Source organism: Ruegeria sp. CDSA079, assembly GCF_059612245.1.
Window position 1 is genome coordinate 40,102 of the sequence record NZ_JBXWQF010000002.1, and the last position, 21,626, is coordinate 61,727.

Annotated in this window: 20 protein-coding genes and 1 pseudogene; 7 read left to right on the plus strand and 14 right to left on the minus strand. The window is 56.6% G+C overall.

Translation table 11 applies throughout. The annotated features are described in order from the left end of the window. Positions 1–157: 157 nt before the first annotated feature. Positions 158–295 (plus strand): hypothetical protein, encoded by a 138-nt coding sequence (locus AC2FJZ_RS02295; RefSeq protein WP_496726416.1) that lies wholly within the window; start codon positions 158–160, stop codon positions 293–295. Positions 296–451: 156 nt separating this feature from the next. On the opposite strand, the gene nusB is transcribed toward AC2FJZ_RS02295, so the two are convergent. From nusB to AC2FJZ_RS02315, 4 genes are all read right to left on the minus strand, one after another. Beyond that, positions 452–934: a transcription antitermination factor NusB gene (gene nusB / locus AC2FJZ_RS02300; RefSeq protein ID WP_496775939.1), complete on the minus strand. Its 483-nt coding sequence runs from the start codon at positions 932–934 to the stop codon at positions 452–454. After that, a complete protein-coding gene (locus AC2FJZ_RS02305) occupies positions 931–1,482 on the minus strand; it encodes a 6,7-dimethyl-8-ribityllumazine synthase (protein WP_496775940.1) in 552 nt (183 codons plus the stop codon). The genes nusB and AC2FJZ_RS02305 overlap by 4 nt, the downstream gene beginning before the upstream one ends. A gap of 4 nt (positions 1,483–1,486) precedes the next feature. Further along, entirely contained in the window at positions 1,487–2,608 is a 1,122-nt protein-coding gene (ribB, locus tag AC2FJZ_RS02310) for a 3,4-dihydroxy-2-butanone-4-phosphate synthase (protein WP_050602687.1), read from the minus strand. 99 nt (positions 2,609–2,707) lie between these two features. After that, positions 2,708–3,295, minus strand: coding sequence for a riboflavin synthase (locus tag AC2FJZ_RS02315; RefSeq protein WP_050602688.1), 588 nt, complete (start codon positions 3,293–3,295; stop codon positions 2,708–2,710). A gap of 141 nt (positions 3,296–3,436) precedes the next feature. Between AC2FJZ_RS02315 and AC2FJZ_RS02320 the strand changes: the two genes are divergently transcribed. The 3 genes from AC2FJZ_RS02320 (at position 3,437) to AC2FJZ_RS02330 (ending at position 7,956) form a co-directional block, all read left to right on the plus strand. After that, positions 3,437–4,762 carry a capsule polysaccharide biogenesis protein gene (locus AC2FJZ_RS02320; protein ID WP_496667935.1) on the plus strand — a complete coding sequence of 442 codons (1,326 nt, stop codon included), beginning with the start codon at positions 3,437–3,439 and terminating at the stop codon, positions 4,760–4,762. A gap of 71 nt (positions 4,763–4,833) precedes the next feature. Next, positions 4,834–5,952 (plus strand): polysaccharide biosynthesis/export family protein, encoded by a 1,119-nt coding sequence (locus AC2FJZ_RS02325; protein WP_050602690.1) that lies wholly within the window; start codon positions 4,834–4,836, stop codon positions 5,950–5,952. A gap of 3 nt (positions 5,953–5,955) precedes the next feature. Further along, the gene (locus AC2FJZ_RS02330) at positions 5,956–7,956 is read left to right on the plus strand and encodes a capsule polysaccharide biogenesis protein (protein WP_496775941.1); all 2,001 of its coding nucleotides are present in this window, start codon (positions 5,956–5,958) and stop codon (positions 7,954–7,956) included. A 2-nt stretch (positions 7,957–7,958) separates the two neighbouring features. On the opposite strand, the gene ribD is transcribed toward AC2FJZ_RS02330, so the two are convergent. The 6 genes and pseudogenes from ribD to AC2FJZ_RS02360 all read right to left on the minus strand — a co-directional run bounded on the left by ribD (position 7,959) and on the right by AC2FJZ_RS02360 (position 11,550). Continuing rightward, the gene (gene ribD / locus AC2FJZ_RS02335; protein ID WP_496775942.1) at positions 7,959–9,059 is read right to left on the minus strand and encodes a bifunctional diaminohydroxyphosphoribosylaminopyrimidine deaminase/5-amino-6-(5-phosphoribosylamino)uracil reductase RibD; all 1,101 of its coding nucleotides are present in this window, start codon (positions 9,057–9,059) and stop codon (positions 7,959–7,961) included. Next, positions 9,056–9,526, minus strand: a complete 471-nt coding sequence (nrdR, locus tag AC2FJZ_RS02340) for a transcriptional regulator NrdR (RefSeq protein ID WP_050602693.1) — start codon at positions 9,524–9,526, stop codon at positions 9,056–9,058. Before nrdR ends, ribD begins: the two co-directional genes overlap by 4 nt. Before the next feature lie 120 nt (positions 9,527–9,646). Then, entirely contained in the window at positions 9,647–10,060 is a 414-nt protein-coding gene (locus AC2FJZ_RS02345) for a secondary thiamine-phosphate synthase enzyme YjbQ (RefSeq protein WP_496775943.1), read from the minus strand. 21 nt (positions 10,061–10,081) lie between these two features. Next, positions 10,082–10,486, minus strand: coding sequence for a hypothetical protein (locus AC2FJZ_RS02350; RefSeq protein ID WP_050602695.1), 405 nt, complete (start codon positions 10,484–10,486; stop codon positions 10,082–10,084). 78 nt (positions 10,487–10,564) lie between these two features. Then, positions 10,565–11,113: pseudogene (locus tag AC2FJZ_RS02355) on the minus strand (DUF4166 domain-containing protein). After that, positions 11,113–11,550, minus strand: coding sequence for a thiol-disulfide oxidoreductase DCC family protein (locus tag AC2FJZ_RS02360; protein ID WP_496775944.1), 438 nt, complete (start codon positions 11,548–11,550; stop codon positions 11,113–11,115). Before AC2FJZ_RS02360 ends, AC2FJZ_RS02355 begins: the two are co-directional and overlap by 1 nt. Before the next feature lie 398 nt (positions 11,551–11,948). Here AC2FJZ_RS02360 and AC2FJZ_RS02365 point away from each other — a divergent pair, with 398 nt between their 5' ends. Next, positions 11,949–12,899, plus strand: a complete 951-nt coding sequence (locus AC2FJZ_RS02365; protein WP_496775945.1) for a helix-turn-helix domain-containing protein — start codon at positions 11,949–11,951, stop codon at positions 12,897–12,899. Positions 12,900–13,072: 173 nt separating this feature from the next. On the opposite strand, the gene rpoD is transcribed toward AC2FJZ_RS02365, so the two are convergent. The 4 genes from rpoD to AC2FJZ_RS02385 all read right to left on the minus strand — a co-directional run bounded on the left by rpoD (position 13,073) and on the right by AC2FJZ_RS02385 (position 19,062). Next, positions 13,073–15,061 (minus strand): RNA polymerase sigma factor RpoD, encoded by a 1,989-nt coding sequence (gene rpoD, locus AC2FJZ_RS02370; protein WP_496775946.1) that lies wholly within the window; start codon positions 15,059–15,061, stop codon positions 13,073–13,075. Positions 15,062–15,175: 114 nt separating this feature from the next. After that, positions 15,176–17,122 carry a DNA primase gene (gene dnaG / locus AC2FJZ_RS02375; protein WP_496775947.1) on the minus strand — a complete coding sequence of 649 codons (1,947 nt, stop codon included), beginning with the start codon at positions 17,120–17,122 and terminating at the stop codon, positions 15,176–15,178. Between the two features lie 80 nt (positions 17,123–17,202). Continuing rightward, positions 17,203–17,499 carry a hypothetical protein gene (locus AC2FJZ_RS02380; RefSeq protein ID WP_050602700.1) on the minus strand — a complete coding sequence of 99 codons (297 nt, stop codon included), beginning with the start codon at positions 17,497–17,499 and terminating at the stop codon, positions 17,203–17,205. 132 nt (positions 17,500–17,631) lie between these two features. After that, positions 17,632–19,062, minus strand: coding sequence for a Glu/Leu/Phe/Val family dehydrogenase (locus AC2FJZ_RS02385; RefSeq protein ID WP_496667926.1), 1,431 nt, complete (start codon positions 19,060–19,062; stop codon positions 17,632–17,634). A gap of 332 nt (positions 19,063–19,394) precedes the next feature. On the opposite strand from AC2FJZ_RS02385, the gene AC2FJZ_RS02390 reads away from it, so the two are divergent. Both AC2FJZ_RS02390 and AC2FJZ_RS02395 read left to right on the plus strand, forming a co-directional pair. After that, the gene (locus tag AC2FJZ_RS02390) at positions 19,395–21,032 is read left to right on the plus strand and encodes a Tad domain-containing protein (RefSeq protein WP_496667925.1); all 1,638 of its coding nucleotides are present in this window, start codon (positions 19,395–19,397) and stop codon (positions 21,030–21,032) included. Beyond that, on the plus strand, positions 21,029–21,559 hold the full coding sequence (locus AC2FJZ_RS02395; protein ID WP_496667924.1) for a TadE/TadG family type IV pilus assembly protein: 531 nt from the start codon (positions 21,029–21,031) through the stop codon (positions 21,557–21,559). Before AC2FJZ_RS02390 ends, AC2FJZ_RS02395 begins: the two co-directional genes overlap by 4 nt. Positions 21,560–21,626: the final 67 nt, after the last annotated feature.

Genomic DNA, 21,626 nt, shown 5'->3' on the forward strand with positions numbered 1-21,626 from the left:
TCTGGCCCTGGGGTTGAATCACGGGCTGAGCAACGTAGGCTATATTCACCTATTTTCGCTGGTGACCCCTGCCCCGAGAACGAAGCAAAACTGGTCGTTCTGGCCTCGGACCGCCCCGAAATGCATCAGGTAACGGCCCGGCAGGATCGCAGACAGGCTGAACCTGTCCGAGATTACGGTCCGCGCCCATTTGCAAAGTGCACGTCAGAAACTGCAGGCTCCTACCCGTGAATCCGCCTTGGTGCAAGCGATGCAATTGGGGCTGTTTTCGCCCACACCCTATCGGAAACGATAACGAGTTTGGACGTTTGAAGACGCTAGGCAGTTCAAGCCGTGGATAAAACCTGTGAGTGGTCGAATTCGTCGATGTTTTTGAGAAAGTATTTCAGAAGTTCGGGCGCGGATTGGTCACTCGACCACCGCGCCTTTTTTCAGCGCCGTTCTGCTGCGTTCAGAACGCTTCGGGCTGTGCCTCGCGCGCCATGTGGTCAAGCACGGCATTGACGAATTTGGGCTCTTTACCTTCGGGGAAGAAAGCGCGCGCGACATCGACAAACTCAGTAATGACCACCTTGGGCGGCGTATTGCTTTGGGTCAGTTCGGCACCCGCTGCGCGGAATACTGCGCGCAGGGTCGGGTCGATGCGCGCGATCGGCCATTTGGCGACCAGAGCACGGTCGGTCATCTGATCGATCGTGGCCTGATAGTTCACCGCGTTGTCGATCAGCGACCGGAACACGCTAATGTCGCCATCCAGCATTTCATCGCCCTCGTAGACGGCACCAAAACGGTGATCCAGAAACTCATTCACAACCTGTTCGGTCGTCTGGCCCGACTGTTCCATTTGGAACAGCGCTTGCACGGCATAAAGCCGGGCGGCAGATTTCATCAGGCGTTTCTGGTTGGCCGGCTTCGGCGCGTCTGTCTTGGTCATGCTGTCGTGGGTCCATTGCTGTCGCCCGCCACAAGGATGGACTCGGACGGCGGCTTGAAGCCAACGCCCTTTTTGGAAGAGCCCCACTTACGGCTGAGTGCGATAAGATGCAAGGCCGCAGCGGCGGCTCCTCCGCCTTTATTCATCTTTTCGGGGTCGGCACGCACTTCGGCCTGTTCGTCGTTCTCGACAGTCAGAATACCGTTGCCGATGCACAGCCCTTGCAGGCCCATCAGTTGGATGGCACGGCTCGAGTCGTTGCAGACGGTCTCATAATGCGTGGTCTCACCACGGATAACGCAGCCCAGCGCAACATAACCGTCGAAATTGCACTGACGGTCAGCCATCGCAATAGCGGTGGGGATCTCCAGCGCGCCGGGCACTTCAACGACGTCACTGGTGCCGCCTGCCGCTTCGATCTCGGCCTTGGCCCCAGCGATCAGATTGTCGGCAATGGCGCGATAGAACGGGGCCGCCACGATCAGCAGCTTCACTGGCTTGTCGAAACTGGGCGTCGGCAGGATGCCGTGTTTGTCTTGTTCAGCCATGAGCTCACTCTTCCTTTAGAATTGAACGGGTACCCACGATGGACAGTCCAAACGCGTCGAGCCCTAGATACACGGTTTCCGGCGAGTCGGTCAGCAACACCAGTTTCTGAACGCCCATCTTGGACAAAATCTGCGCGCCAAGGCCAGTCTGCTTAATGGTTCGCGGGCCATCATCATCAACAGCGTAAAGCGAGTTGCGCGGTTGCCGGAACAGACAGACAACACCTCGCCCCTCTTCGGCGATCTTCTCCATCGCGCGCGGCAATTCACGTGAAGACTTCGGTCCAAGGCCCAGAATATCCGGCGCTTCATGCAGTGCGTGCGTACGGGTCAGAACCGGTTCTGGCGTGGTAATGTCACCTTTGATCATGACCACATGTTCGATTCCGTGGGTCTGATCGGTGAAAATCCGCATCTCCCATGCGCCGCCATACTCTGACGTGACAGTCTGACGCGAGGTTTCCACCACCAGATTGTCATTGCGCGAACGATAGCTGATCAGGTCACTGATCGTGCCGATCTTCATGTCGTGCGCCTGCGCGAATTCAACCAGATCAGGCAGGCGCGCCATGGTGCCGTCGGGTTTCATGATCTCACAAATCACGCCAGACGGGTTCAGCCCTGCCAGACGCGAGATATCAACGGCCGCCTCGGTATGACCCGCGCGCACCAGCACCCCGCCCCGCTTGGCCCGCAAAGGGAAGATATGGCCTGGGGTGGCGATATGCGCCATCGTGTTTTGTTCGTTGATCGCGGTTGCCACAGTCAGCGCACGGTCAGCGGCGGAAATTCCCGTGCTGACACCTTCGCGTGCTTCAATTGACACTGTGAATGCGGTCTCGTGCCGGGACGAGTTGTTCACGGCCATCATCGGCAGACCCAATGCATCCACCCGTTCTGCCGTCATTGGCAAACAAATCAGGCCGCGCCCATGGGTGGCCATGAAGTTGATTGCCTCGGCATCGGCGAATTCGGCGGCGATCACCAGATCACCTTCGTTCTCGCGATCTTCGTGGTCGACCAGAATATACATCCGGCCTGCACGTGCCTCTTCGATGATGTCTTCGATCGGGCTGATCGCGTCGCGCAGCTGGGCCTCAACTGGACCGGGGGTTTCAAAGCTCATGGGGCAGCCTTTCAGATGGCGTGTTTGCACGGCGGAATAGACCACTCAGGCCCCAAAGACCAGCCTGCAAACGGCGCCGCTCGGGACCGACGCGACGTATCAGGACATCTCGGCCAGACGCGCCACGTAGCGGGCTAACGTATCGATCTCAAGGTTGACCCGATCACCTACTTGGACATTGCCCCAGGTGGTCACCTCTTTGGTGTGCGGAATGAAGTTGATACCGAAATCGCACTCTTTCACTTCGTTGACTGTCAACGAAGTACCATTCAGCGCAACCGAACCCTTTGGGGCAACAAACCGCGCCAGATCTTTGGGCGCACGCAAGGTCACGCGGGTGCTGTCACCTTCGTCTTCGACCGCAACCACTTCGGCCACGCCATCCACGTGACCGGACACGATATGGCCACCGAGCTCATCGCCGACCTTGAGCGCACGCTCAAGATTGACGGGTTTGCCGATTGTCCAAGTATCGAGGTTGGTTTTTGAGACCGTCTCGGCACTGATCTGAACGTCATACCAATCATCGCCCAAAGCGATCACTGTCAGACACACGCCGTCGCTGGCAATCGAGGCTCCGATATCTATGCCAGCAGTTTCATAAGCCGTTTTGATCCGGGCACGCAGGTCTCCATTCTGCTCCAGTTCGGTGACGGTGCCTATGTCGGTGACGATCCCTGTGAACATTCCGTTAACCCTCAGTCTCTACCCTGTGCCTGACTATCACAGCCGAGGTAAGCGTATCGGACCGCGCGGGCAAGCCCTGCCTTGCCGTACTTTGTTCAAACAGGCATAATATTGACAATAAAAACCAAACGAGCAGTCCAGATGCAGTATGCGCCTTCAGGCCCAAAAGACCGCGTATTTCTGTTCCTTCAGGGACCACATGGGCCGTTTTTTTCGGCATTGGGGAGAATGCTGCGCGCCACGGGGGCGCAGGTCTGGCGCGTTGGGTTCAACGCCGGCGATCAGGCGTTCTGGTTCGACAAGGCAAGTTTTATCCCGTTCCTGGACAATCCTGACGCTTGGCCAAATACCCTGAACGCGATCGTCAGCGAAAAGGGCGTCACCGATATCGTACTCTATGGGGACACACGTCCGATCCACGCACAAGCCATTCAAGCCACGAAAGCGCGCGGGGTCACTGTTCATGTGTTCGAAGAAGGCTACCTGCGCCCTTGGTGGGTGACGTATGAGCGGAACGGGTCAAACGGGAACTCTCGGCTCATGTCGCTGGATGCGGCACAAATGCGGCAGGCATTGAAAGTGGCAGAAAGCAGCACGCCCCCTCCACCATCACATTGGGGGGACATGCGGCAGCACATTTTCTACGGTGCCCTCTATCATTGGTTCGTGATGTTCCTGAATGGACGATACCGCAACTTCCGAAGACATCGGGAACTGCCGGTGTCAACTGAGTTCAAGCTTTACTTTAAGCGGCTGATATTGATGCCTTTTCATAGACTGCGCCGTAGTCTTGCGACAGCCCGGGTCAGGTGGGGCGGCTATCCGTATCACCTTGTTCTGCTGCAATTGGGGCATGACAGCTCGGTCCGGGCACATTCCGGCTATTCTGGTATGTGCGAATTTCTGGATCAGGCGATCGAGGGCTTCGCGCAGGGCGCGCCCGCCCATCACAGGCTGGTTATCAAAGAGCACCCGTTGGAAAACCACCGCGAACCATTGCGACGTCACGCGACAGAACGCGCAAGACAACACGGTATCCAAGAACGGGTTCACTATGTCCCCGGCGGAAAACTGGCCAAGCTTTTGGATGAGGCGCATTCGGCCGTGACCGTGAACTCGACGGCAGGGCAGCAGGTTTTGTGGCGCGGCATTCCCCTGCGGATCTTCGGGCGGTCGGTTTATGACAAGCCCGAATTCGTATCTCAGCAACCGATTGCGGCGTTTTTTGCGAACCCGAAACGCCCCGACAACGAAGCCTACCGCTGCTACCGGAAGTTCCTTTTGGAAACCAGTCAGGTGCCGGGCGGGTTCTATTCCCGCCGTGGACGGCGGCAGGTTTTGCGGCGTGCGGCAGACATGATGCTAAACGCCAATGACCCTTATCAAGCGATCCTCAACAAGAACGAGGCGTGGACGCCACAGTTGAGAATCGTCGAAGGACAGGGCCACTCTGTGACTGGAAGTTGAGCGCCTGACCGGGTAGGCTGCGCCCAAGTACAAAAAAAGACTGAGGATATCCGGCAGTGAACATCTCTCCTATGCGTTGGATGCGGGGGGCGTCCCTTGTGGTAGCAATCGGTTTGCTGGCCGCCTGTCAGCTTCCGAAATCCGGGCCGAACAAAACCGAGATTCTGGCCGGTTCCGTTCAGAATGGTGGCAACGCTTTTGTCGTCGAAGTCGATGATCGGGTAACGCGTGCCACTTCAGCCATTCCGCAATTCGGCTTCTCTTCCTCGTTCAGCAGCGCCCAAACTCTAACTGCCGACACGGTGCGGCCCGGCGATGTGCTGGGTCTGACCATCTGGGAAAACGTCGATGATGGCCTTCTGTCGGGGGAAACCGGCACAGCGACCGCGCTGGACGAAGTTCAAGTCGACAGCGAGGGTTTCATCTTTGTCCCCTATGCAGGCCGGATGCGCGCCGCAGGAAACACGCCAGAGCAATTGCGTGTTCTGATCACGAACAAATTGCGGGAACAGACGCCCGACCCGCAAGTTGAAGTACGACGCGTGGCGGGCGACGGGTCCACCGTTTCGCTGACCGGTACCGTTGGGGCACCAGGAATTTACCCGATCGAACGGCCCACCCGGTCCTTGCTGGGCATGTTGTCTCAAGCCGGGGGCGTCTCGGTCGCGTCCGATATCGCGCTGGTGACTTTGATCCGAGGGGGCCAGAAAGGCACCGTCTGGTACGAGGACCTGTACCGCAACCCCAAACTGGATGTGGCCCTGCGTGGCGGTGATCGTATCCTAGTGGAAGAAGACAGCAGATCTTATATCGCCCTGGGCGCCACGGGCGGTCAGTCCCGCGTAGCATTTGAAAGCCAGGACTTGTCTGCGCTTGAGGCTCTGGCCCAGGTGGGCGGCTTGTTGACGCTGTCGTCGGACCCGACAGGTATTTTCATCCTGCGCAAGGAACGCGAGAGTGTGGCTCGCAACATCACCGGGCGCGCTGATCTGAAAGGCGACCAGCGCGTAATCTATCTGCTGAACTTGACAGCACCCAACGGCCTGTTCATCGCTCGAGACTTTGTGATCCGCGATGACGACACGATCTACGTGACCGAAGCGCCCTATTCTCAGTGGAGCAAATCGATCTCGCTTATCGCTGGTGGCCTGACGCCCCTTGCAAACGTTGCCACGCTGACAGGCAGCTGATGCATGATCCCTGATGCAGACAGCTCAGCCGAGGTCAGTCGCACCCGGTTGTTTGTCTATAATGGCGGGTTTTTGACGCAAAAGCGTCTTAGGCGAATCCTGTCTCTTTCTGGCTACGATGTTCGCCTGGGCATTCCCCAAAGCCGGGATTACGTAGGAGTCTGGGGCAACAGCCCCACGGCCCATCGGGGTCAAAAGGTTGCCGAAAAACACGGCGCGCCGGTTTTGCGTATTGAAGACGCGTTCCTCAGATCGTTACATCCAGGACGCGAGGGAGAGCCCCCCTTGGGCTTGCTGCTGGATCGCTCGGGCCTGCATTTCGACGCGTCCGGACCATCGGATCTTGAGAAGATCCTGATCACTGACCCGCTGGACGACACCGCACTGCTGAACCGTGCTCGGGCTGCGATCGAACGGATCAAAGAAAATCAACTCAGCAAATATTCCGCTTTTGATCTGGACCTGGCCCCGCCTGACCCCGGATATGTTCTGGTCATAGATCAGACAGTTGGCGACGCTGCGGTCACAGCCAGCGGCGCAGACCGGGCCCGCTTCCTTGAAATGCTGTTCGTCGCGCAAGAGGAAAACCCCGGGGCACGTATCCTGATCAAGACGCATCCGGAAACTCAGGCGGGTCATCGCCACGGGCATTTCACCGATCAGGACCTTTCAGATCGGATCTCGCTGTTCCGCGACCCGATCAGTCCCTGGCCTCTTCTGGAAGGTGCTGTCGCAGTCTACACGGTGTCTTCGCAACTGGGGTTTGAAGCCATTTTGGCCGGGCACAATCCACGCGTTTTTGGCAAACCCTTTTACGCCGGATGGGGCCTGACACGGGATGAAGACCCGATTGCGCGCCGACAGCGCAACCTGACCCGGGCGCAGCTTTTCGCGGCAGCCATGCTGCTGTACCCCACATGGTATGATCCCTATCGGGACAAGACCTGCGATCTGGAAACAGTGCTAGACACGCTTGAGGCGCAAACGCGCGCCTGGCGGCAGGATCGGAACGGATGGACCGCCTCGGGTATGCGATTGTGGAAACGCAAACATCTACAACAGATTTTCGGGCAACACAGAAAGCTGCGCTTTACAACCACGCAGCCCGAAACCTCTGATCGCCCGCATATGGCCTGGGCCAGTCAGGCGCGAAACATCGAAGGGGCGGTACGGGTCGAAGACGGATTTCTCAGATCACGTGGATTGGGGGCAGAGCTTGTGCCGCCGCTTTCGTTGGTGACGGATGACATCGGCATTTACTACGACCCCACAAAACCCAGCCAGTTGGAAGACCTGATCAGTCGGCGAGAAACTCTGCGCCCGGATCAGGAATTGCGGGCCGAGCGCCTGATCGATCGGTTGCTGACTGAGGGGTTGAGTAAATACAACACGGGTCAGCCCACCCCCGTCTTGCCTGAAGGGCATCGTATTCTGGTGCCGGGGCAGGTCGAGGATGATGCTTCGATCCTCTTGGGCGCCAGCACGGTGCGCAATAATCAGGATCTTTTGCAAGCCGCACGAGACGCCAATCCAAACGCGATCCTGATTTACAAGCCGCATCCCGATGTCGAAGCCGGATTGCGCGAAGGCAGAATCGACGCGGCGGCATTGGCTGACGTTGTCCTGCCCCACACAGATCCCGCCGCGCTGCTGCCCCACGTCCAAGAGGTGTGGACGATGACCTCACTTCTGGGGTTCGAGGCTTTGTTGCGTGGGGTAAAGGTCACGACGTTGGGTGCTCCGTTTTACGCCGGTTGGGGTCTGACCACCGACCTTGGGGCAGTCCCGGTCCGGCGGGGCGCAAGACCATCACTGATGGGTTTGGTCCATGCCGCCCTGATCGATTATCCCCGCTACTTCGATCCCATCACTCGCCAACCCTGCCCCGTTGAAGTGGCGGCAGAGCGTCTGTCGCAGGGGCACTCTACCCCTACGGGTCCGTTCAATCGTATGCTGTCAAAACTTCAGGGCGTGTTTGCGACACACGCCCATCTTTGGCGTTGATCCTAAAGCGGCATTTTGCGCCACCGGTGCAGGATATCCCCCCCCACGTTCAGCGTTTCAACAAGCTGGAATCGCGGCGCAGCCTCCAACGTTTCAAGGCCCAATGATCCAACCGCTGAAAGCCCGTCGGCCCCGATGGTCAGCCCGGCAGTGAAGCCGATCAGTTCATCCACCAGATCTTCGGCCAGAAGAGACGCCGCAAGAGCGGCCCCGCCTTCGCAGAAAACACTGGTCAGACCGGCCTGCCCCAATTGCTGAAGCAAGTCCACCGCATCGATATGGTGATCCTTCAACGCGCAAGGGATCAGCTTCGCGCCCAACACCTCCCAGGCGCGGGCGCGCTCGGCATCCGGGTGATGGGCGTGACACAGCCAGACGGGAATGTTCGAGGCTGTGCGTGCCAGCTGACCCATCAGCGATATGTCCATGTGGCGCGATACCACAACACGCACGGGCTGATGCGCGACACCAAGTTCCCGCACGGTCAGCGAGGGGTCATCGGCACGCGCCGTCCCTGCCCCAACCATGACCGCATCATGACGCGCGCGCATCGCATGAACTACGCGACGCGCCCTTGGGCCGGTGATCCATTGACTGTGCCCGGTCGAAGTTGCGATCCGCCCGTCAAAGCTGCTGGCCAGTTTTAGGGTTACAAAGGGCCGCCCCTGTTCGGTTTTCAAGAAAAAACCGGCCAGATCACGCTCGGCCTGTTCTGCAAGAACACCTGTGACGACCTCGATCCCCGCCTCGCGCAACACGGCAAAGCCCTGCCCGGCCACACGCGGGTCGCTGTCTTCCACGGCGGCCACAATGCGTGACACGCCAGCCGCAATCAACGCCTCGGCGCAAGGTGGCGTTTTTCCGTGATGGGAACACGGTTCCAAGGTCACGTAGGCTGTTGCGCCGCTTGCGGCCTGTCCGGCTTGGGCCAACGCCTCGGTCTCGGCATGAGGGCGCCCACCGGGTTGGGTCCAGCCACGCCCGATGATCCGGTCGTCGCGCACAATGACGCAGCCGACAGCGGGGTTCGGCCAGCACGTTCCTTGGCCGCGCCGCCCCAAAGACAGGGCCAGCGCCATAAATCGCTTATCTGTTTCGTTCACTCGTCCGTCGGAGGCTGCGGCGGGCGCAGTTCGTGGACAAACTCCTCGAAATCATCGGCCGCCTGGAAATTCTTGTACACACTCGCAAAGCGAACATAGGCGACGGTGTCGATCCGCGCCAGAGCTTCCATAACGATCTCGCCGATCTTGTTGGACGGAATATCCGTGTCGCCCATGCTTTCCAGCCGGCGCACGATGCCCGAGATCATCTGATCTATCCGTTCCGGATCAACAGGCCGCTTCTGCATCGAGATACGTATCGAACGCTCAAGCTTGTCGCGATCGAAATCCTCGCGCTTTCCGTTGGTCTTGATGACAACCAGGTCACGCAGCTGCACACGCTCATACGTCGTGAACCGCCCACCACAGGCAGGACAGAACCGGCGTCGGCGGATTGCCACGTGGTCCTCTGCCGGGCGTGAGTCTTTTACCTGAGTGTCGATATTTCCGCAAAACGGGCAGCGCATCCGCCGTCTCCTCGTCCCAAGTTCGGCCTCTTTTTGTAAGCGCTCCGGCTTACTTATCCACAACTATAGGGCAGCCGCTAGGGTTTGGGTAGTCGGAAATTTCAACCGCTAGATAAAGGGTCAGACCAGGTGCGCAGCGACACGTCTGTGATGCGGCGCTGTTCGGTGCTCAAACAGATAAATCCCCTGCCAGGTTCCAAGCACCATCCGACCCCGTGACACCGGGATCGACAACGACACAGGCATAAGTGTCGCCTTGATATGCGCGGGCATGTCGTCTGGCCCTTCATACGTGTGCCGTAAATAGGACATGGCCGGGTGATTGGAAGGCGGCACAAGCCTTTCGAAAAAAGTCTGCAAATCGGTTTGAACCTCAGGATCGGCATTTTCCTGAATCAGCAAGGAACAGGAGGTATGGCGGACGAACAACGTCAAAACGCCATCGGACGCCCCTTGAGCAAGCCAATTCCGTACGTCAGACGTGAATTCGTAAAGCCGGGCCCCTTGGGTGTGCACAACGAATTCAGTCTGCATCGTGGTGATCCCGTGAAATTATCAGTCGTTGAAGAACGGCCGATAGTTACACCGTGCGTTTGCACCTTGTACAGATTCACTGTTGCCAGGCTGAAAGCCGTACGAGACAAAGCTGCTGGGTTGTACATCGACGGATTGAGGTTGCTTGATCGAAAACTGAACCGCCGTTCTGCGCCCGGTGGTGACACTGGGCCCGTATCCGCGCAACACGTAGATCCTGTCTTGCCAACCCAATCCTAAAGTCCGGCGTGCATAATCTGCGGCCGCACACCAGTAGCCTTCCGTGCGTTGATCGCCGCGTGGGACGACCTCAAAATCGGTGGCATTTATGGGTTCTGTTCGATACCCGTTCGGCGCAGCATCTGCGGTCACGGGAATACTGAGAGCCAGGGCCGCAAGCGCGGCGAAGGTGAAAAACTGTTTCATCGTTAATTCTTCCCTGATTGTCTGTTCCAAATAGGTTAGTCGAACTTTGCCAAGTGCACAGGGCACCTCACGATCAATTCAACCCGCCTCGTGCATTGCGTGATCCAGAGTGAGCCAGCCCTGGTATCGGATCAGCAGCCCCAACCCCGGTGCTTCAGCGGAAACATCAAATCGAAATCGGCCCAGCGCGTCCTGCCATTCCCGTGTGTCCGAGCGCGGCAGGGAAAAGGTGGGCATCGGAATGCCAAGGACCGTCAAGCGAAGAATTTTGATGCATAAGGACCCATTCTGCAAGTTGGGTTGAAGCCAGATTGAAATCGCTCCGAAATCTTCGCGGACGCAGTTTCGTTTAGCGTCATAGGTCAGATGCGATGTGGTTCAATGCCCGCCAAAGTCGCGCTGCCAACACAAGGCTTCGCCCTCGGCGCTTATCGTGACGGAAACCGGAACATCATGTCCATTCGGCGGAAACCCAGCCAGGCGCGTCGCAAAAGACGCCAGGATGCCAGCACCGCGCACAATATCACATTGGCCGGAAAACCGGCCGTCGGTCATGTGCAACTGACTGACAGCTTCGGGCAGATCCTCAACCGGGCCCAACGCCTTAAGAAAGGGGTCGGCCGCCATCAAAACCCATCACGAGCAAAACGCGCCACAATATCAGGCTCGGGCACCAAACATGTGCCGGACCTTCCAAACAGCCGGTATCTGTTCCGTGCAATCAATCGATACGCAGGGTCCTTGATCGCTTTGGGTAGAAACCGGCACAGCGACAACACCCGCCACAATCCTTGCAGCTGACGCATCGCTGCGGCAAACGAATCCAGGTGCTGATAGATCACCCCATCCACGATCACCAAATTGGTTTCAAAATCCTGCGTCGGCAATTCAAGCAACTGGTAGAGTTTTTGGCCAAGCGGGGATTGTGCGGTTGCGAACTGAAAGCGATGGGATCGATCGTGTCTGAGCATGAAATTGAAGAAACCCGAACACAGCACGCATTCTCCGTCGAACACGATCAGGTTCCGGCCATAGGTTTCTGTAATTTCAGCATGGTCCTGCATGATCCCGACACCAATAGGCCGCTTTGACGGCAAGGTGACAAATCCCTTACGTCAGAGCAATGCGACATCTGCGAAAGGTCAATGCGTGCCGGGGAGCGCTGAACAGAGAGTGGTGATTTCTCCGGCGGCTCTGACCTCATCCCCATGAAGGTGCTGACCCGGCAACACAGCCTATCTGAGGGCCTGACCCAATATGAACATGCGCGATCCGGTCAATCCTTTTTTTGGTTCGGCCATCTGCTGCCAGAAGGTCGCGAAAAACCCAACTATCACGCAGATTTTTGTGATAATCTGCCTATGATTTTGTAATCGTAAGGTATTGTTGTGCGATGGACGTGAATGTTGGCCGTCTTCATTTCTTTATTCAGGCTCTCGATCGCCACAGCGGCAATCATGATATGTCACGGGCTGTTCTGAAGAAAACCGGCCTCAGGCCGCAGGAAATCGCCCCTCCGGTTGAAACCTGCAGTATTCAGAAAGAGGCCCTGTTCGTCCGCTACGCCTGTGACGCGACGAAAGACATTACCTTCGCAGCCCGTACAGGGCTTGAGGTCACATCCGCATCGACCGTGACGGCCTATATCAGCAAGTATTCACGCGATCTGAAACAGGTAATGGAGAATCTTTCACGTTTTCACGGAATCATTGACCCGGCTATCGCGCTCAATCTGCGCATTGCCGGGAATTTTGCTGCTCTGGAAGCTGATTGGAAAGATGCAGGGTTTGCCCGTTTTCACCGACGCACAGAATTTCTGATCTTCGCGGCCCTCGCAAGAATGCGGAACCTGACTCAGATCAACCTGAACCCAATTGAGATACGGTTTCAGCACAAGGTTGGGGATCACGCCAAAAGGTTTGAAAGACTCGCAGGTTTTCCAGTGGTCTTTGGGTCGGAGAAGATTGAGATTGTCCTGCCTCTCTCGGCGCTGGATGTGCCGGTACCGACTTATGACCCTAAACTGCGTGAGCATCTGCTGGAATACGGTGAACGTCTGCTGGCAGAATGCACGAAACCCGATCATTCGATCCGCGCACGTACCGAAGGGCTTATCACCCGGTCCCTGCCCGGCACGATCCCGCAGGCCGAGAATATCGCCTCTGACCTGGGGATGAGCCTCAGAACCTTTAGCCGGCGCCTTAAGGAAGAAGGCACAAGCTATCGCGACATCGTGGACGACCTTAGATGCGATCTGGCCCAGACCTTCCTGACCAACCAGATGTCTCTGTCAGAGATCTCATTTTCACTTGGGTATGCAGATCAGGCCGCCTTCTCAACCGCATTCAAGCGCTGGACTGGCCAACCGCCAAGCGCCTTCAAGACCCGCGTCGAGCATCCCCTTCGGACGTGAGACCGGGGGTCATCAGCCCAAAAACCTCGCCCCGGCCCTGTCCCATGAGTGGACAAAACCGATATAGACAGGGGCACCGCCCATCCCGTGTGATTTCCCGCCAATGTGATGAGAGAACAGGCCATCGTGATGACCGAACAAAAAAAGGCGCCTCGGGTGAGGCGCCTTTCGACTTACTGATCCAGGAAAGACCGCAGTTTTCGTGACCGGCTGGGATGCTTCAACTTGCGCAGCGCCTTCGCCTCGATCTGACGGATCCGTTCGCGGGTTACGCTGAACTGCTGGCCAACCTCTTCCAGAGTGTGGTCAGTGTTCATACCGATGCCGAAACGCATCCGCAGAACCCGCTCCTCACGCGGCGTGAGCGAGGCCAGAACCCGTGTGGTGGTTTCCTTCAGGTTTTCCTGAATGGCGCTGTCCAGTGGCAGCACGGCATTCTTGTCCTCGATGAAATCGCCCAGTTGGCTGTCTTCTTCGTCGCCAATCGGGGTTTCCAGCGAGATCGGTTCCTTGGCGATCTTCATCACCTTGCGAACCTTCTCGAGCGGCATTTGCAGCTTTTCGGCCAGTTCTTCCGGCGTGGGTTCGCGACCGATTTCGTGCAGCATCTGACGGCCGGTCCGGACCAGCTTGTTGATCGTTTCGATCATGTGCACCGGAATACGGATCGTGCGGGCCTGATCCGCGATCGAGCGCGTGATCGCCTGACGGATCCACCAGGTCGCATAGGTCGAGAACTTGTAGCCGCGGCGGTATTCGAACTTGTCCACGGCCTTCATCAGGCCAATGTTACCTTCCTGAATAAGATCAAGGAATTGCAGACCACGGTTCGTGTACTTTTTGGCGATCGAAATCACCAGGCGCAGGTTGGCTTCGACCATTTCCTTCTTGGCCTGCCGTGCCTCTTTCTCGCCCTTCTGAACCTGCTGCACAATGCGGCGGAATTCAGAGATATCGAGACCAACATACTGACCGACTTGCGCCATATCGTTGCGCAGTTCTTCGACCTTGGCAGTTGAACGTTCGATGAACATTTGCCAGCCGCGGCCCGGCTTTTCAGCCATATCCGACATCCAGTTCGGGTCCAGCTCGCGCCCGCGATAAGCGTCGATGAATTCGCGGCGGTTGATACGGGCCTGGTCGGCCAGTTTCACCATCGAACTGTCCAGCGACATAATCCGGCGGTTGATGCCATAAAGCTGGTCAATCAGCGCTTCGATCCGGTTGTTGTGCAGATGCAAACCGTTCACCAGTTCGACAATCTCGGCACGCAGTTTCTGATAGGTCTCTTCGTCCTTTGCGCTGAACGTGCCGTCTTCGTTCAACGTAGCCGAAATCCGGCTGTCCTGCATCTCTGACAACATCGAGAAGTCGGTCGAGATACGTTCCAAAGTAGTCAGAACCTGATCTTTCAGCGCCGCTTCCATCGCGGCCAGAGACATGTTGGCCTGATCATCATCGTCGTCGTCATCATCGTTGTTCAGCGGGTTGCCATCCGCATCCAGCTCTGGGCCGGTGTCTTTGGCCGACTTCGCCGCCTGCACCGTCGACGTATCAACCACCGGTTCTTCAACATCGCCATCTTCGTCCAGCTGGTTGCCGAACGTGGTTTCCAGATCAATGACATCCCGTAGAAGAATGTCTTCGGACAGCAATTCGTCATGCCAGATGGTGATCGCCTGGAAGGTCAGTGGGCTTTCGCACAGACCGGCAATCATGGTGTTGCGACCGGCCTCGATCCGCTTGGCGATGGCAATCTCGCCCTCGCGGCTCAGCAGTTCAACAGACCCCATCTCACGCAGATACATGCGGACGGGATCATCAGTGCGGTCCAGCTTTTCGGTGGCGGCCCCGGCCAACACAACCTCGCGGTTGCTATCGGTAGTGGTCAGTTCGGTCGAGCTTTTGTTCTCTTCCTCTTCGGCTTCTTCATCTTCGATAATGTTGATGCCCATCTCGGACAGCATCGACATGACGTCTTCGATCTGTTCCGAGCTGACCTGATCAGGCGGCAGAACCTGATTGAGCTGGTCGTAGGTGATGTAACCTTTCTCGCGGGCCTCGGCGATCATCTTCTTGACGTTGGCCTGGCTCATGTCCAGCGAGATTTCCTGTTCCTGCTCGTCGGATTTGCGGTCTTCGTTTGTATCCTTGGCGGCCATTCAATGCTCCTGCAGGGATGGGTGATTCGTTTGAACCGAATCATTAGCGCGTTGAAGTGATTCGGCCACCCGTTTACCCGTTTTTCTTTTCCAGTGCCTTACGAAAACACCATTTTACCGACGTTTCCGTTCAAAATTGATGCCGGACATGATTGCCTTGAACGCGTCTTTCTCGTCGCGGTTGATTCGCGCGCCATTGTCGGCAATGTCGAACACGGCTCTGTCCTCGTTCTGGCTGCGGCTTGTGCGGTTGCGCTCTTCGGCGGCTTGCGCCAACCGATATGTCAGCGCCTCATCGGCCAGATCAGACAATTCCTCTGCCGCTTCGGCAATCTCGGCATCCAACCCCTGGAGCGCTTTGATCTTTGCGAGTTCCTCGGCCAGCGTCATCTCGGCCTTTTCAACGTCGCCCGGTTTGTACACGCAGGGGATCACTGCGACATGGCGAAGGGCCAGCAGGTTTTCAAGGGGCTGGGGGCCTAAAGACTCCATAATATGGTCTTTCAGGTGGTCCGGGTCATCGATCGCATGACGCAGGACAACGTCGCGCAACGCTGCGTGATCTGGATCGTGACACTCCATATCCTCAAGCTGGTGCTCGAACTGCACGACAACTTTTGGGTTGAGGATGGCGATGGCCAGAATGGCTGCCTCGCGCAGTTGGATATCAGCCGTCTCGGACGAGGCCAGGAAAGATGAACGCGCACCCGGCGTTGCCGATTGGGGCGGCTTCCATTTCCCACGCGGTTGCCACTGTCGGTTCTGCGGCTGGCGTTGGGGACGGAAAAGCTGCCAGCGCAAATCCTTGATCTCTTGCCCATAATGCGAGCGGATCGACGGGTCGCGGATCAGCTTAATCTTGTCCCGAAGGGATTTGTCCAGCGCCGCCTTGCGCTCTGGGCTGTCAAAGATCTTTCCCTCAGTCTCCCGCTGCCAAAGCAGTTTGACCATCGGAATGGCACCTTCCAGTACAGTCTGAACAGCGCCCGGCCCCTCTGCCCGCAACAGATCATCAGGATCTTTGCCTTCGGGCATCAGCGCAAAGCGCAGGGATTTTCCCGCTTCGAGCAACGGCAAGGCCAAATCGACCGCCCGCATCGCAGCGCGTAAACCTGCCGTGTCGCCATCCAGCGCAATGACCGGCTCATTGGAAACGCGCCAGAGCAATTGCAGCTGATGCTCGGTGATCGCGGTGCCCAAGGGGGCAACCGACGCGCCAAAGCCCGCCTCGGCCAGCGCGATCACGTCCATATACCCTTCGGCCACGATCAGCGGCTGCCCTTTCCCTGCCGCCTGCCGCGCGGGTCCATGGTTGTACAGGCTGCGCCCTTTGTCGAACAATTCGGTCTCGGGCGAGTTCAGGTATTTGGCGTTGTCATTTGGGTCCATAGCCCGCCCACCAAACGCGATGCAACGCCCGCGCGGATCGCGAATAGGAAACATGATGCGGTTGCGGAAGGTGTCATACGGCTTCTTTCCCTTGTTCGAGGGCTTGACCAGCCCTGCCCCAAGGATCAGATCATCGGCCACATTCTTGCCGCGCAGATGATCCCACAAGGCCTGCCAACCATCCGGGGCAAAGCCAATCTCCCACCGATCCAGTGCTTGTGCATCCAGACCACGGCTTATCAGATAATCACGTGCAGATGCCCCCGCCCCGGTCTTGAGTTGCAGGCGGAAGAATTGCGCCGCCTGCTCCATCACATCGGCCAATTGCGACCGGCGGTCCTGCTTTTCTTGCGCTTTGGGATCACGGGCGGGCATGGGCATTCCAGCTTCACGCGCCAAAATCTCAACCGCTTCTATGAACGAGACATTCTCGGTCTCTTTCACAAAGCTGATGGCGTCACCTTTCGCATGACAACCGAAGCAGTAATAAAACCCCTTTTGATCGTCCACGTGGAACGAAGCTGTCTTTTCATGGTGAAACGGGCATGGGGCCCACATATCGCCCTTGCCCTGATTTGACTTGCGCTGATCCCACATGACTTTGCGCCCAACGACCTGAGACAGGCTTAGCCGGGTGCGCAACTCATCCAGAAATCCGGGGGGCAAAGACATGGATCAAACCTGCCAGAAATGACAACCCGCGCCAAGGGGACGGCGCGGGCTTATCCACAGAGAATTGGCTTGGTTGTGGATTATTGCTGCAGACACAGCTCCAACCACGCCGCGCCCAGGTCCTTCTTGCGCACATCGCGCATCTTTTGTTCATAGACCCAAGGCGCAATCAGCGGAATGGCCGCGTTATAGTTTTCCGGCCACGTTGGCGAATTGTCCGTAATCGCCTGCGCGACGTCGCGCTCTTTGACCTTGTCCAACCGCGCCTTCTGGATCGCGGCCACCACATCGGCCTGATATTTACAGCTTTGCTCGGCGCTGTCCTGAGCCAGTGAAGGTGTGGCAAGCAAGGCCGCGACGATGGCGATACGCAACATGGGGTTCTCCCGGATTCGTTTCTTTCGGCACAGTTTACCCGTCAGAACTTTGGGCTGCCATCATCCATTTCGACACTTGACATCACGGCAGCGTCAGAGCGGGGCAGCCGACCTGCCCCACTCAATTTAAGATCAGAGCCCTTTGGCGCGATAGCTTTTCGCAACGCGGTCGATGGCCACGATATAGGCCGCCGTCCGCAGATCCTCGACATCATCGCGGCTGTGCCAGACCTCGCGCATCGACTGGTATGCAATGCGCATGGTGTCATCCAGACCGGACCGAACCAGCTCCAGCTCATCGGCCCCCTTCAGATATTGCGACTTAAAGTCGGGCGACATGGTCCAGGCATCACCCAAATAGCGGTCCAGCCTCTCCAGTTCGCTGACGATCAACTCATGCCGGGCTTCTTCCTGACGGCGCTGCATCCGGCCAAAGCGAATATGGCTGAGGTTCTTGACCCACTCGAAGTAAGAAACGGTCACACCACCTGCGTTGGCATACATGTCCGGTATGATCACCGTGCCTTTCTTACGCAGAATTTCATCCGCACCCGCCGTCACCGGCCCATTGGCTGCTTCGATGATCAATGGGGCTTTGATCCGTTCGGCATTGGACAGGTTGATCACCCCCTCCAAAGCAGCCGGGATCAGGATGTCGCAATCCGATTCCAGCACGCTTGCACCTTCGGCCGAATGCGTTGCATCGGGATAATCCTTGACGCCGCCATGTTTGACGATCCACTGCCGAACGGCTTCGACGTCGATACCTTCGGGGTTATAAAGCGCGCCGTCCCATTCGATGATACCAACAATGATTGAACCGTCCTGCTCACTTAGGAACTTGGCCGCGTGATATCCCACGTTGCCCAATCCCTGCACGACGACGCGTTTGCCGTCCAGTTTGCCCGACAGACCGGCTTTCTGGACATCTTCGGGATGACGGAAAAACTCGCGCAGCGCGTATTGAATGCCGCGTCCCGTCGCCTCAACCCGACCAGCAATGCCGCCCGCGTTCAAAGGTTTCCCGGTCACACAGGCGCGCGCGTTGATATCAGTCGTATTCATCCGTGCGTATTGGTCGGCCATCCATGCCATCTCACGCTCGCCCGTTCCCATATCCGGGGCCGGGACGTTCTGGGACGGGTTGATCAGGTCACGCTTGGCCAACTCATAGGCAAAGCGCCGGGTGATCTGCTCCATCTCATATTCTTCGTATTTGCGTGGGTCGATGCACAATCCGCCTTTCGATCCGCCAAAAGGCGTTTCAACCAGAGCGCATTTATACGTCATCAGAGCGGCCAGCGCCTCAACTTCGTCCTGGTTCACCGCTGTTGCGTAACGAATGCCGCCTTTGACAGGCTCCATATGCTCGGAATGCACGGAACGATACCCCGTGAATGTGTGAATTTCACCGCGTAAGCGTACACCGAACCGAACGGTATAGGTCGCGTTGCAAACCCGGATCTTTTGCTCCAATCCCGGCGGCAGGTCCATTAGGGACGCCGCCCTGTTAAACATCAGATCAACGCTTTCACGAAAGCTGGGTTCTTTGATGCTGGTCATACAATCCTCCGATTAGGTATCAGACGCGACGTCATGTCGTTTTGTCGCACCAGTTAGAACAGGCTGCAATCAAACAATGCACTTTTTTTCATCATTTCCGTCATAAAGTTCTGATCGGCTGAGGATGAGTCGCCCACTCTTTCTCAAACCTTAACGGATTGTTTTCAATTCATTGACAGATGGCGCGTGGCGGCCGTCTTTATAGCTGAAACGTGCGCAAAAAGGCCAAAACCAAGCCTTTTCTGCCTAATTCGCGCCACGATTGAAGGCTAGTGTTAACGCAAAGTTCTTTTCTTGACCGCATGAAATAAACGCGGGGCGGAGTCATCACAATGAACACATTTTCAACTCAGAAGAATGGTTTGAAGCCGAAGCTTCAGCCTACTTATATTCGTAAGTTTGCCAAAGAAGAAGACGGCACGTTTACTATTTTCGTGCTGTTCATGGTAGTCTTGATGCTTGCGATCACCGGCATGTCAATGGATGTCATGAAATATGAACGCGACCGTGCAAGCCTTCAGTCCACCCTGGACCGTGCTGTGCTGGCGGCCGCCGACCTTGACCAGAAACTTCCAGCCAAAGAGGTTGTCGATGCGTACATGGACAAGGCCGGGCTGGGCAATCTTGAAGCCGTTACCACGGTTACAGAAGGTTTTGGCTCCAGAAGCGTAACGGCAACGGCCGATGCTGTCATGCCAACGCGTTACCTACGGTTTGGCAAGGTTACAGAATTGGCGATGCAAGCGAATAGTGCGGCTGAAGAATCGATCGGCGCGGTGGAAATTTCGCTAGTTCTCGATATTTCTGGGTCCATGTCTCGCGTTTCGGCCACGCCTTCGAAAACCAAGATCGCTGTGCTGCGCGAGGCCGCCTCGGAATTTGTCCGTCTGATGTTAGACAAACCAGGGGAAGGTCAAATTTCAATCTCGATCGTCCCATATGCAACTCAGGTAAATGCTGGTGCTCCAATTCTGGACAAGTTTACTAACGTAACGCAGGAGCATAGCTATTCGCATTGCGTAAACTTTATTCCGGAGCAGTACAGCGATGCTGACTTGCACGTAGGTGATACGTTGGAACGCACGGCTCATTTCGATCCCTTCACCTATTCTGAAGGTTCAATTGACCTGCCCGTTTGCCCAGTTCGCGCAGGCAGCGCAATCACACCTGTGACGGACAATATGAATAAGCTCCTTGGGCAAATTGCATCGCTCACGCCGGGCGGGAACACATCAATCGATATCGGAGTGAAGTGGGGAACTGCCCTTTTGGACCCCAGTACTCGGTCAATTGTACAGCAACTATCGACAGAACAAGACCCGGCATATGCACCGTCAACGATCGTTCCAAGCAAGTTTTCGGTGCGCCCGACAGACTATAATTCGGACGTCTTGAAAATTATCATTGTCATGACCGACGGGCAGAACACAGACCAATATATGCTCAATCCCTCGTTGCGCGAAGGTATGTCGGACGTTTGGTACAATTCCGAAGCAGGCGAATATACCGTTTACCATTCTCAAGGCCGTCCGAACTTTTTCTGGCCCCAGCAAAACGTGTGGGCGGATCACCCCTTCGGAAACCCCGAGCCTGAGACACCTTTGAACGAGGAAACCGGGACGGCGGTTCGCTTGACCTATCCCGAACTGTTTAACCGTACCTCATTGGCCTGGAACGCCAGATACAATTACTACTGGCAATCCAGCGGTTGGGCGGAATGGTATTCCAAAGCTTACTCCAAGGTAGAAACTTCGGCAAAGAACCAACACACAAAACACGTGTGTGGCGCAGCGAAAGACGAAGGTATCATTGTCTATGGAATCGCATTTGAAGCACCGCGTGCTGGCTTCAGAACGCTCCAAGACTGTGCCAGTTCGGATAGCCACGTCTATGACGTTAGCGGTCTAAATCTTGAAAAAGCATTCGAATCAATTGCCTCATCCATCCACAAATTGAGACTGACCCAATGATCCGGAAAATGCTGTCAAAGCTCGGCCCCTTCCGGCGATCCGAGACAGGAAATGCAACGATCGAGTTTGTCATGCTCGTTCCGGGCTTCCTAGCTCTTCTTGTGGCAGGAACCGAGCTGTCGATCATTACAATGCAGCACGCTGCCCTTGAACGTGGTGTAGATTTGGTCGTACGGGACATTCGACTGGGTACAGGCACCAACTGGAATCATGATGAGATCAAGAACCGGATTTGTAATGTTTCCGGTATCAAGGACTGTTCAGGCAACCTGCGGCTGCAGATGGTCCAACAGGACGCATTTGCAGGCATCGTTCTTTCAGATGATGTCCCCTGCACGGACAGTTCCGAAGATCCCAAGCCTGTCTTGGATTTCAAAAGTGGCCAATCCAATGAACTAATGATTTTGCGGGCCTGCCTTCGCATTGATCCAGTTCTTGAGACGTCGGCCATTGCAAAAGTTGTCCCTGACGGGTCCGGCCACTACGCGGTAACCGCGACAACAGCATTCGTACAGGAGCCGATTTAAGATCATGTCTGTACTCAAAAACCTGAAAAGCCGCGTCAAAGCCTTCAAGAACGACGAAAGTGGGATT

What these genes read in the sequence shown, in the direction of transcription:
- nusB (WP_496775939.1), bottom strand. Translation starts at nt 934, where the DNA reads ATGACCAAGACAGACGCGCCGAAGCCGGCCAACCAGAAACGCCTGATG.
- AC2FJZ_RS02305 (WP_496775940.1), bottom strand. Translation starts at nt 1,482, where the DNA reads ATGGCTGAACAAGACAAACACGGCATCCTGCCGACGCCCAGTTTCGAC.
- ribB (WP_050602687.1), bottom strand. Translation starts at nt 2,608, where the DNA reads ATGAGCTTTGAAACCCCCGGTCCAGTTGAGGCCCAGCTGCGCGACGCG.
- AC2FJZ_RS02315 (WP_050602688.1), bottom strand. Translation starts at nt 3,295, where the DNA reads ATGTTCACAGGGATCGTCACCGACATAGGCACCGTCACCGAACTGGAG.
- AC2FJZ_RS02320 (WP_496667935.1), top strand. Translation starts at nt 3,437, where the DNA reads ATGCAGTATGCGCCTTCAGGCCCAAAAGACCGCGTATTTCTGTTCCTT.
- AC2FJZ_RS02325 (WP_050602690.1), top strand. Translation starts at nt 4,834, where the DNA reads ATGCGTTGGATGCGGGGGGCGTCCCTTGTGGTAGCAATCGGTTTGCTG.
- AC2FJZ_RS02330 (WP_496775941.1), top strand. Translation starts at nt 5,956, where the DNA reads ATGATCCCTGATGCAGACAGCTCAGCCGAGGTCAGTCGCACCCGGTTG.
- nrdR (WP_050602693.1), bottom strand. Translation starts at nt 9,526, where the DNA reads ATGCGCTGCCCGTTTTGCGGAAATATCGACACTCAGGTAAAAGACTCA.
- AC2FJZ_RS02345 (WP_496775943.1), bottom strand. Translation starts at nt 10,060, where the DNA reads ATGCAGACTGAATTCGTTGTGCACACCCAAGGGGCCCGGCTTTACGAA.
- AC2FJZ_RS02350 (WP_050602695.1), bottom strand. Translation starts at nt 10,486, where the DNA reads ATGAAACAGTTTTTCACCTTCGCCGCGCTTGCGGCCCTGGCTCTCAGT.
- AC2FJZ_RS02360 (WP_496775944.1), bottom strand. Translation starts at nt 11,550, where the DNA reads ATGCAGGACCATGCTGAAATTACAGAAACCTATGGCCGGAACCTGATC.
- AC2FJZ_RS02365 (WP_496775945.1), top strand. Translation starts at nt 11,949, where the DNA reads ATGTCACGGGCTGTTCTGAAGAAAACCGGCCTCAGGCCGCAGGAAATC.
- rpoD (WP_496775946.1), bottom strand. Translation starts at nt 15,061, where the DNA reads ATGGCCGCCAAGGATACAAACGAAGACCGCAAATCCGACGAGCAGGAA.
- dnaG (WP_496775947.1), bottom strand. Translation starts at nt 17,122, where the DNA reads ATGTCTTTGCCCCCCGGATTTCTGGATGAGTTGCGCACCCGGCTAAGC.
- AC2FJZ_RS02380 (WP_050602700.1), bottom strand. Translation starts at nt 17,499, where the DNA reads ATGTTGCGTATCGCCATCGTCGCGGCCTTGCTTGCCACACCTTCACTG.
- AC2FJZ_RS02385 (WP_496667926.1), bottom strand. Translation starts at nt 19,062, where the DNA reads ATGACCAGCATCAAAGAACCCAGCTTTCGTGAAAGCGTTGATCTGATG.
- AC2FJZ_RS02390 (WP_496667925.1), top strand. Translation starts at nt 19,395, where the DNA reads ATGAACACATTTTCAACTCAGAAGAATGGTTTGAAGCCGAAGCTTCAG.
- AC2FJZ_RS02395 (WP_496667924.1), top strand. Translation starts at nt 21,029, where the DNA reads ATGATCCGGAAAATGCTGTCAAAGCTCGGCCCCTTCCGGCGATCCGAG.